This is a genomic window from Candidatus Angelobacter sp., assembly GCA_035607015.1.
GTDB lineage: Bacteria > Verrucomicrobiota > Verrucomicrobiia > Limisphaerales > AV2 > AV2.
On sequence record DATNDF010000287.1, the window covers coordinates 1 to 10,712 of the forward strand.

Here is a 10,712-nt window from a genome sequence, read left to right on the forward strand (position 1 = left end):
ACGTGAAGTCGGTATCGGCGCAGACCTTCGCCAAGTTCGGACCGCGCGGCCTGGGCGAAACCGACTGGGGCAAGGGCGCCATCGACCCCAAGAAACCGTTCGACGTGGAGGACTATGGCGTCGCTCTTCTGAAACTGAAGAGCGGAAAAACCGTTTTCCTCGAGACCAGTTGGGCGGGTCACCATGCGCCCGACGCGCGGGAATACGGCCTGGATTTGCACGGCACCGCGGCGGGCCTGTCGCTATATCCCGCCCGGCTTTTTCGCCCCGGTCCGAGTGGATACGAAAGCATCCAGCTCTCACTGCCCATCGTGTCTCACAGCGAGGACCGCATCCACCACTTCGTCAGTTGCGCCCTCGAAGGAAAGAAGCCGCTGGTCGCGCCGGAGGAATCGTTGAAGGTCCAGCAGCTGCTGGATGCAATTTATGCGTCAGCGGCCACGGGCAAGGAAGTGCGTCTGACCTGATCTCCCTCGGGTTAGTCACCGTCATCGTTCGGCAGGTGCATTTCCTCCCGGCACGACCCACACGGCGCACACCGGACAGAAACCTCGTCCAGTCCGCCCATCGAAGGTGACCGCGGATTTCAAAAACGGGTGAAAGAAAAACTGGCGCACACCGCGGGGGACCCGCTAGGGTAGAAGGCGTCCTTCCGGCTTTAGGGGCCGGTCATCCCGCTGCGCATGTCGCGAATGCGTGCTGGACCGCGAGGACATCCAAACGAATTCCTTGAGGAATGATCGAATGACAAAAAGACTGTTGTTGGGCGCCCATTGCTTCGCCGTGACAATTCTGCTGCTTCTGTTTCCAGCCCTGCATGCCTGCGTGGTTGTGGGGAATTTTATTGTTCACGCCTTTGTTTTGGGGCTGCAACTGGTCACCACCCGGCTCCCGCGCGTCATCGTACCCAGGCGCCGGCGGCTCGACCATGAACCGTTCGTTTCAATCCATGTACCGACGCACAACGAGCCCCCTGATCTGCTGATCCAGACGCTGCAGAGTCTGGGTCGCATCAAATGGGCGAATTTTGAGGTGCTCGTGATCGACAACAATACCACTGACCCGCGATTGTGGCGTCCGGTTGAAGCGTGCTGTCGTGAGCTTGGCGCGCGCTTTAGATTTTTTCACGTCGAGAATTTGAAAGGATTCAAGGCGGGCGCCCTTAATTATGTCCGACAGTTTATGCATCCTCGTTCCGAGTTTGTTTTTGTCGTAGATGCCGATTACGTCGTCGAGCGCGACTGTCTGCGTCGGGCCGTAAGGTATTTCACGGATCCCAATGTCGGCCTTGTCCAATTCCCGCAGGAATATCGCAACATCGGCAAAGGCAACTGGGGCGTTGCCCTGGATTTCAAGCACTTCTTTGCGGCGTACATGAACATGGCCAATCGTTTCGAATGCGTTCCTTCCACGGGCACCTTGAGTCTGATCAGCGTGGCGGCCCTCCGGTCAACGGAAGGGTTTTCCGAAAATATGATCACCGAAGACGCCGATCTGGGTCTGCGCCTGACGCTGCGAGGATACAAGAGCATTTATGTTCACGAAGCCATTGGCTACGGTGTCCTGCCACACGATCTGGAAAGCCTGAAGAAGCAGCGCTGGCGTTGGGCCTTCGGTAACGCCCAAATACTCAAATTGAACTGGCGGCATATTCTTTTCAGCGGGGAATTGAGGTGGCGCCAGAAGCTGGGCTTCCTGGCCCACCTGACGGCGTGGTTCAACTTCAATCTGATTCCCAGCCTGTCGCTGATTCTGCTTGCCCCGCTGGCATTGCTCGGGTTGTTGAGCCCGCTGCAACATTACATCGTGGTACTGTCTGGACTGACGCTGACGACTTTCATGGTGCTCAGATTCGGGACGCTTTTTTACGGACTACGGCGTGATGGCCACTCGTTGCGCGAGATCTGGCTGGCTTACTTCACTCACCTGAGCCTGGGATGGGTTTTCAGCGCCAGTTGGCTCAACTGCCTCTGGGACCATCGGTCGCCGTTCGTCCGGACGAACAAGTTCATCACCCGGCGCGTGCCCGGTTTTATTCAAACGGTCATGGCGGAATTGGCGCTCGGAACCGCTTTACTGGCCGCGGGGATCCTGCTGACGGTGACAGACTTCGTGATCGGCCCGGCCGCAGCCTGTCTTATGTGTGTTTCGCGCTTTGCAATTGTCTGGGTCTGGCATCAGATGCGCCATACTTTCCAACTAAGCTGTCAAGTCCGCGGATCCGACAAAAATCGCGGGGATATCAGAGGGCCGGTACGTTCAGACACGGCTTGTGAGGTATTTTGATTCGTCGGCTGCCGGGCGGTTGATCAAAGGTCAGTGACAGGCCTGATTGTTTCCTCCTGATCCGCATGCTTCTTCTCCTCTCGTGTGGGCAGTGAATGTGGAAAACCTTGTCATCCTGAACGCAGGCGTTAGACTTGCCGCGATGCAGTGATGAAATCCTTTGCGGAACTGAATTTCCCCGGACGCCTCATCGCCGTTGAGGGCCTGGATGGCTCGGGCAAATCCACGCAGATTTACCTTCTGAAACGCTGGCTGGAACTGCAGGGGCTAAAGGTCTTTTTCAGTGAATGGAATTCGTCCGACCTTGTAAAAAGCGCGACCAGCAAGGGAAAGAAGCGCGAGCTGCTCACGCCGACGACATTCAGCCTGATTCACGCCACCGACTTCGCGGACCGTTACGAACGCCAGCTCGTGCCCCTGCTGCGGGCCGGATACATCGTCCTTTGCGACCGTTACGTATTTACGGCTTTCGCGCGAGACACCGTGCGCGGCTGTCCGCCCAAATGGGTTCGCGGCATTTACAGCTTCGCGGCTTTGCCCGACCTGACGTTTTTTTTCAAAGCGAACCTCGAGGTCTCGCTCCACCGCATTCTGGATGGCCGGCCCGAGTTGAAATATTTCGAGGCGGGCATGGACCTGCGACTTTCCACGGATCCCTACGAAAGCTTCCGCATTTTCCAGGGCCGTGTCCTCGAGCAGTATCTGGCCATGAGCACGGAGTTCAATTTCCTGGTCATAGATGCCAACCAGAGGGTCGAAGAGCAACAATCGCTGGTGCGCCAGTTGCTCTCGGCGCGAATTGACCTGTCGAATTACATCCTGCCGAAATGAGGATGAACCGCATGGCCACAAACAAACGCGTCCGCACCATGGGTCCGGGGAAAAGCATCCGCCGTCTGGTGGTTCCGAAATCCACACCGAAGCGTTTTTATGGCCACGGGATCCCCGGCGTGGATCTGGAGAAATTGACCGGGAAACTTGTGGTGATCGAGGGGGCGGACGGCTCGGGGCGTTCGACGCAAATCGCGCGACTCGTCGAGTGGCTGGAAGGTTGTGGCCACGCCACCGTGCAGGTGGGTTTGAAACGCTCCACGTTGGTGAGCGAGGAACTGGAACGCGCGAAGCAGGGGAACATTTTGAGCCACGTCACACTGAGTCTGTTTTACGCCACGGACTTCGCCGACCAGCTGGAGAATATCATCCTGCCCGCGCTCAAGGCGGGCTTCATGGTGCTGGCGGACCGTTACATTTACACGCTCATGGTGCGCGACCTGGTGCGCGGCATCGACGAGGCCTGGTTGAAAAACGTTTACGGCACCGCGCTGGTGCCGGACGCCGTGTTTTATCTCAACGTTCCCCCGCGGCTGCTCGTGCAGCGCAACTTTCAAAAAAATCACATACTTGATTACTGGGAAAGTGGCATGGATATCGGCCTGTCGCGCGACATGTTCGATTGTTTTCTGCAGTATCAAGCCCTCGTCGAAAAGCAATTCCGCCGCCTGCAATCCACTTACGGTTTCACCATCGTCAACGGCGAACGCTCGGTCGAGGCGATCAACGCCGAATTACAGGAAAAAATCGAACAGGTCCTCGTCGGCCAATGAGTTTGCAACGCCAGTAATACCCGTCGTCCACCGCCATGCCCGGAGAGAATGATAAAAAGGACTGCGTGATCGGAGTCGATTTCGGCGGGACCAAAATCCTCGCGGGAGTGTTCGACGAGAAATTCGAGTGCCGCGGACGGGCCCGCGTGAGCACGAAGGCGGACCGCGGCGTGAGCGAAGTCATCGGACGCATCGCCCGCTGCGTCCGCGAGGCTGTTGATGAATGCGACCTCGATTTGAAGCAAATCAAGGCCGTCGGCATTGGCGCGCCCGGGGCCGTGGATTCGGAGTCCGGCAAGGTCATCTTCGCGCCCAACCTCGGCTGGAACGACGTGCCGTTGAAGAAGGAACTGGAGAAACAACTGGATGTTCCGGTCGTTCTGGAGAACGACTGCAACGTCTGCACACTGGGGGTTTATGAGGTGGAGTTGAAGGCGAAGCCGCGCGATGTCGTCGGCATTTTTCTGGGCACTGGCATCGGCGGCGGGCTGATCCTCGAGGGCAGGCTGTATTCAGGTTTCAATCGAACCGCGGGCGAAATCGGCCACATGGTGTTGGAAGTGGGCGGACCGAAGTGCGGCTGCGGCAACAAGGGCTGTTTCGAAGCGCTGGCCAGCCGCACCGCCATTTTCCGTAAAATCAAGGACGCGGTGAAAGAGGGCCAGAAGACGGTCTTGACGGAAATGCTCGGGCCGGAGCTGGAGGATTTGCGAAGCGGTGACCTGCGCAAGGCCATCAAACGCGGCGACAAGTTCGTCGAGCACATCATCGAAGAGGCCGCGGAATACACCGGCATTGCCGTGTCAAACGTGATCAACATTTTCAACCCTGAAGTGATCGTCATCGGCGGCGGATTGATGGAGCAGTTGGAGGATGAAATGCTGGCGATCATCGTGGAGACGGCGATGGATTACGCCATGGACGGCACCACCAAAGGGATCGAAATCATCGCCACGAAGCTCGCGGACGACGCGGGCATCACGGGAGGGGCCGTGCTGGCCCGCAAGCACGCCGAGTAAAACGGCGGGCACGGGGAATGGAAATGGAAAATACCGAACAAGCCTTTCCATCCGCTTCCCCACCCGGACCTTCAACCGCAGGTTCCGTTCGCCGGGCGGTCATTGATATCGGGACCAACTCGGTCAAATTGCTGGTGGCGGCCGTATCAGGACGACGCGTCGAGCCACTGCTGGAGGGGAGCGAGCAGACCCGGTTGGGCAGCGGCTTTTACGAGACACGCCGTTTGCAACCGGCTGCCATTGCCCACACGGCGCGTGTCGTGGCCGGGTTCGGGGAGAAAGCGCGCGAGTGGGCGGCGGCGCCCATACGTGTGATTGCGACCAGTGCCACGCGGGACGCCACCAATCAGGACGAACTTCTTGACGCCGTCCGCAGGGCGGCCGGCCTCGAGGTGGAGATCATTTCCGGAGAACAAGAGGCTGACTGGGTATTTCGCGGGGTCGTTTCCGATCCCGTCTTTGGCGGCCGGCCTCTCCTGATCGTCGATGTTGGAGGTGGAAGCACAGAATTCATCCTGGGCAACGGGGACCAACAACGGTTCCGCCACAGTTTTCCAATCGGCACAGTGCGCTTGATGGAGCAACTGTCGCGAAATGATCCGCCGTCCACCGCCGCGTGGGAGCGCTGCCGCGCGACAGTGAACTCGTTTTTGGATGGACATGTCCTGCCGGCCGTCGCGCCCGAACTGCGGGCCTTCCCGGCGCGCGCCGTGCAACTGGTGGGCACGGGCGGTACGACGACGATTCTGGCCAGAATCGAACTCGGGCTTGTCGCCTTCGACCGCGACCGCATCGAAGCGTTCCGGCTCGGGCGCGAACAAATCGTCCGTTTGCGCGAGCGCCTGTGGAATCTGCCGCTGACCGAAAGGAGAAAAATCGCCGGCCTGCCGTCCGACCGCGCCGACGTGATCTTGACCGGCGTGTCGATCTACGAGTCCTTGATGGAGAAGTTTGATTTTTCTGATTTGCGGGCCAGCACGCGCGGCCTGCGTTTCGCGGCAGTGATGGACAAAGCCGGCGGCCCGGTTCTTTGATCGACGGCGTCCCGAGTCTTCTGCGTTTTGTCGGTCGTCAACCCTTTCCCCGGCGCGGCAGACTCCTGCCTGCCTGATTCACGTCGCCTGTTGATGTTGCGTGTTTTTGGCGGTGAAAACGTCGTTCAGCGACGTCATCAGCAAAAGGGGCAGCTATGGTCCGCCTGTCTTTGCCTCACAACTGCGAGCCGGACCGGTCAATGATCCGGCAAACGCCATATTGATCCGACGGTCGGACAGTTTGCGGACGCCGGTCTTGCCGGCTCAATGCGCGGTTCCAATTGATCACGGCCTGTTGAAAAATCGAACAGTGAATAAATGAACATTGGCAGGCGCAAATATTCCGCTAAGCTCCGTGTCGATGCGGGACGAACACATGGCGATGAGGCGTGCCTTTACCTTGATCGAGTTGCTGGTGGTCATTGCCATCATTGCGATCCTCGCCGGCTTGCTGTTGCCCACGCTCAGCAAGGCGAAGGCAAAAGCTCAAAGCATTGCTTGTTTGAACAACTTAAAGCAATGGGGGTATGCGACACAGATCTACCTTGTTGACAACAACGATTTTCTGCCACCGGACGGTTCGCCCAACGGAATTTCGGTAAGTGGAGGTTGGTACATCGATCTCCCCCGTGTCCTGGGTCTCAAACCGTATAACGAGCTGCCCTGGCGAACGAACGCGGCGATCCCGCTGGAAAAGTCCATTTGGATTTGCCCGGCAAACACCAATCGCAGCAACGGGAATAATCTGTTTCACTACTGCCTCAACGAGCATGTCAATGGCACCGGCGTCAACAATATGCCGGTCCGGCACTCGACCATAAACCGGCCGACCCAAGTGGTATGGCTCTTCGATAACGGAAAAAAAGCGGCAGTTGCCCAGCAAAACAACGTTCACACCAATCTTCACGCCCGCGGTGCGCAGTTCACCTTCCTAGACGGCCATGCGGCCCGTTTCCGCAATCTGGCGTATTGGGATTTCAAGACTGACAAGGGGCGCACGAATAACCCCGACGTGATCTGGATTCCGAACGTTGACTAGACGTTTTGGCAGACCGGTGCTTCCACCTTGAAGCGCCCGTCGTCTTGTGGAAGGCTGCCGGCATGAACACTGTCGCATTGCTTTGTTCCGATAACCTTTCTCTCCGTTCGGCCCTGCCGTTGGCGGGTCTTGCGTTGCTGCTTCTGTCGCCGGTTCCGACCCTCGCCAGAGAACTGTCAAACTACGCCGCCGATATGAGGGAGGACTTGAGCGACAAGATCCTGCCTTACTGGCACGACACGACGCTCGACCGGACGAACGGCGGCTATGTGCTCGCAGACGATGTTCAAGTCAAACGGCCGGCGGCCGAGAAACAGATCGTCACGCAGAGCCGCCTCATCTGGACGTTTTCACGCGTGCATCTGAGGGGGTATGGTGATGAAACCCACAATTACCTCAAGGCCGCCGAGCATGGCTATCGGTTCCTCATCGACCATTTTTTGGATCGGAAGAATGGCGGCTACTTCTGGACCACCGACCTCGCCGGTAAAGTTCTCAACGATCGTAAAATTCTTTACGGCGAATCGTTTGTCATCTACGCGCTGGTGGAATACTACCGCGCCAGCGGAGACAAGGAGGTGCTGCGTCGTGCAGTTGACCTGTATCATGACATCCAGAAGCACGCGCATGATCCAAAGAACGGCGGCTGGTTCGAGCATTTCACGCGTGACTGGACACCGATCATGAAACCGGACCCGGAGGCGATTGTCGAAGTCGCGGGTTATAAAAGCGCGAACACTCACCTGCATCTGATGGAGGCGTTGACAGATCTTTACGAAGTCACACTCGACGACGAGGTGAAGAATTCACTGGAGGAGTGTTTGCGGCTCAACGCGACCTACTTCTACCCGAAAGAACCGGGCAAATCGAGCTTCCACCGCCAGCCGGACTGGAAAGAGGTCACCGATCCGAAAAGCGCGGGGTTGTCCTACGGCCACAATGTCGAGTTTGCCTGGCTGATGATTCGCGCGCAAAAGGTGCTGGGGACGCCGCCGGCCTGGGACCATTTCTACGCCGAATTGAATCATGCGATGAAATATGGCTACGACCGCGAGCGCGGCGGACTCTACAGTCGTGGTGCGGACGACAAGCCCGCGACCGACACGGACAAGGTCTGGTGGGTGCAGGCGGAGATGCTCGCCGCGCTGACCGACGCCATCCAGAACAGGTCAAACGCCGAATACGAAACCGCCTTGAAGAAACTGCTCGATTTCGTAGCCAATTTCATGACCGATCCGTCCGACGGGGTCTGGCTCGATACCGTGACCGCCGAAGGAAAATTCAAAAGCACCGGCAAGGCGCACAACTGGAAGGCCAACTACCACGACGTACGCGCGATGCTGAAGTTCATCGAAGCGTTCAAGCCCGCCGTTCCGAAACAGTAAGCAGAGTCGCCGATCACAGCGACCACGGCGGCTATTCGTGATTTCGCTTTGCCGCCCAGACGCCGGCCAGCGCGCCGGAAAGATGGCCTTCCCACGAGATCGGGCCAGCTTGAGGCAACACGCCGTAGAAAATCCCCCCGAAACAAATGAAGACGGCGAACGCAACGATCGCCGAGCGCCAGCTCTTCATCAGGAATCCGGCAACGATGAGATAGGCGACCAATCCGAAGATGATTGAGCTGGCGCCGATATGGACGGTGTTGCCACGCCCGATCAGCCACGTGCCCAGTCCGCTGAAAAACCAAATCGAGGACAGCGTCAATACCGGGTAGTAGTGCCGGTCCCAGAACAGCAGCACGAGCAGCACGAACAACGGGAGCGAGTTGGCCAGGAGATGCGCGGGGTTGGCGTGAAGCAGCGGACCGAAGGCGATTCCAGCCAGGCCCGGCACGGTGCGCGGCATGATGCCAAAGCCCGCGAGCGTCAACCCCTTTTCGCGTTGAAGAATCAAATCGGCAGCCTCGACCAGGAACAGCACGGAAACCAACAGGGCGCTGGTTTGCGCCGCTTCCCTGAACGTCTTGAAATGTGATCTGGCCATTGCCCATTTCCTCAGACAACGAACGCGCCACGAGGTTCAGCGGAAAAACGCAAAGGTACGTCCATCGACTTCGGTAACACGCAGCTTCTGCCGGCTTTACTCGCCGCGGATGGGCTGGTAGTTTCCGCAGCGATGCGAGTTCTTACGCTTTGGCCAGCCCCGGCCTCCCCGGCGCCATGATCGAGGTCGAAGGTCTGACCAAATTGTACGACGAGTTTCCCGCCGTCAGCGAACTCTCGTTCGTCGTGCATCCCGGTGAAGTGACCGGCCTGGTCGGTCCCAACGGCGCGGGCAAGACCACCACGCTGCGGTGCCTGTCCGGGATCATCCCGGCGACGCGCGGAACGATCCGCATCGCCGGAGCGGACCTCGGGACGAATCCGCTTGCAGCCAAGCGCCGGCTCGCGTTTTTTTCGGACGAGCCGCGGCTGTTCGATTACCTGACCGTGTGGCAGCACCTCGTTTTCGCGGCGCGAATCTATCAGGTGCCCGGGTACGAGGAAACCGGCCGACGATTGCTCGAAGAACTGGAAATGGCGGACAAGGTTGACCTGCTTCCCGGCGAACTCTCGCGCGGCATGAAACAAAAACTGGCCATCGCCTGCGGCCTGCTGCACACGCCGAAGGTGATTTTCTTTGACGAACCACTCACGGGACTCGACCCCGTTGGAATCCGGCGGATGAAAAACTCGATCCTGAAACGCGCGCACGACGGCGCCGCCATCATCATCAGCTCGCATCTGCTCCACCTGCTCGAAGAGGTCTGCTCGCACGTCCTGATTCTGAAGACCGGACGAAAGGTCATTGACGGCACCATGGGAGACATTCTCCGGAAATTCTCCGAGCAACCCGGCGACGCCAACCTTGAGGAAGTATTCTTTCGCGCCACCGGCGAAACCGGCGGAGCCACATGATCGGAGCACTGATTTATCTCCAGTCGCAGTCTCTGAAGAACCGGCTCCGTGCCCGGTTGCGGAGGCTGAAGAAGCCGAAGTATCTGGCGGGAGCGGTCGTGGGTGCGGCCTACTTTTATTTCTTCTTCTTCCGGCACTTTTTTGCGGGACGACGGCCCACGACAAACGTCACGCCCGAAACACTCCTGCTCTTCGAGCTGGTCGGGGCCCTCGCCTTGTTTGTCATGGTAATGTCGGCGTGGATTTTTCCGCATGAACGCGCGGCGCTGGCTTTTTCCGAGGCCGAAATCGCGTTCTTGTTTCCCGCCCCGGTTACGCGCAAAGCGCTGATCCATTTCAAATTGCTGCGGAGCCAGCTGGCGATTCTGTTTACGACGTTGTTGCTGACACTTGTGACTCGGCGGTTTGGCGGCGGCGCTGGTTGGATCCGCGCCCTTGGCTGGTGGCTGATTCTGTCCACACTCAATTTGCACACGCTGGCGGCCTCATTCGCGCGTACGCGGCTGCTCGAACGCGGCATTTCCAACTGGCGACGGCGAGCTGTTTTGCTGTCTGCCGCGACAGCGCTGGTGGTGGCGGCATCACTGTGGGTCCGGCACAACGTACCCGCGCCTAGGGCATCAGATTTTGAAAGTCTGGAAATGATGAAATATTATTTCCGGCACACGCTGGAATCCGGGCCGGCGTCTTACGTCTTGTATCCGTTCCGGCTGGTGGTCCGGCCCTACCTGGCAACGGATGGCTGGACATTTTTGGTCGCGGCCGGCCCGGTGCTCGCGTTGATGCTCTTCCATTACTGGTGGGTGATGAAGTCGGACGTGGCCTTTGAG

General features: G+C 58.6%; 11 protein-coding genes. 10 read left to right on the plus strand and 1 reads right to left on the minus strand.

Annotation, left to right across the window (positions count from 1 at the left end):
- The 8 genes from VN887_11565 to VN887_11600 form a co-directional block, all read left to right on the plus strand.
- Window positions 1-467: Gfo/Idh/MocA family oxidoreductase (locus VN887_11565; protein ID HXT40640.1), on the plus strand; the 467-nt coding region annotated here is incomplete at its 5' end.
- Between the two features lie 277 nt (window positions 468-744).
- On the plus strand, window positions 745-2,286 hold the full coding sequence (locus tag VN887_11570; GenBank protein HXT40641.1) for a glycosyltransferase family 2 protein: 1,542 nt from the start codon (window positions 745-747) through the stop codon (window positions 2,284-2,286).
- A gap of 150 nt (window positions 2,287-2,436) precedes the next feature.
- Window positions 2,437-3,117, plus strand: a complete 681-nt coding sequence (locus VN887_11575; protein ID HXT40642.1) for a thymidylate kinase — start codon at window positions 2,437-2,439, stop codon at window positions 3,115-3,117.
- Window positions 3,118-3,128: 11 nt separating this feature from the next.
- Complete coding sequence (locus VN887_11580) at window positions 3,129-3,890, plus strand: thymidylate kinase (protein ID HXT40643.1); 762 nt, start codon at window positions 3,129-3,131, stop codon at window positions 3,888-3,890.
- 35 nt (window positions 3,891-3,925) lie between these two features.
- Window positions 3,926-4,909 (plus strand): ROK family protein, encoded by a 984-nt coding sequence (locus tag VN887_11585; GenBank protein HXT40644.1) that lies wholly within the window; start codon window positions 3,926-3,928, stop codon window positions 4,907-4,909.
- A 23-nt stretch (window positions 4,910-4,932) separates the two neighbouring features.
- Complete coding sequence (locus VN887_11590; protein HXT40645.1) at window positions 4,933-5,943, plus strand: Ppx/GppA family phosphatase; 1,011 nt, start codon at window positions 4,933-4,935, stop codon at window positions 5,941-5,943.
- A gap of 361 nt (window positions 5,944-6,304) precedes the next feature.
- A complete protein-coding gene (locus VN887_11595) occupies window positions 6,305-6,982 on the plus strand; it encodes a type II secretion system protein (GenBank protein HXT40646.1) in 678 nt (225 codons plus the stop codon).
- Between the two features lie 62 nt (window positions 6,983-7,044).
- Window positions 7,045-8,367, plus strand: a complete 1,323-nt coding sequence (locus VN887_11600; GenBank protein ID HXT40647.1) for an AGE family epimerase/isomerase — start codon at window positions 7,045-7,047, stop codon at window positions 8,365-8,367.
- A gap of 31 nt (window positions 8,368-8,398) precedes the next feature.
- On the opposite strand, the gene VN887_11605 is transcribed toward VN887_11600, so the two are convergent.
- Window positions 8,399-8,968: a rhomboid family intramembrane serine protease gene (locus VN887_11605; GenBank protein HXT40648.1), complete on the minus strand. Its 570-nt coding sequence runs from the start codon at window positions 8,966-8,968 to the stop codon at window positions 8,399-8,401.
- 176 nt (window positions 8,969-9,144) lie between these two features.
- Between VN887_11605 and VN887_11610 the strand changes: the two genes are divergently transcribed.
- Together VN887_11610 and VN887_11615 are read left to right on the plus strand one after the other, a co-directional pair.
- The gene (locus VN887_11610) at window positions 9,145-9,882 is read left to right on the plus strand and encodes an ABC transporter ATP-binding protein (protein HXT40649.1); all 738 of its coding nucleotides are present in this window, start codon (window positions 9,145-9,147) and stop codon (window positions 9,880-9,882) included.
- On the plus strand, window positions 9,879-10,712 hold an 834-nt coding region (locus VN887_11615; protein ID HXT40650.1), incomplete at its 3' end, for a putative ABC exporter domain-containing protein. The genes VN887_11610 and VN887_11615, both read left to right, overlap by 4 nt.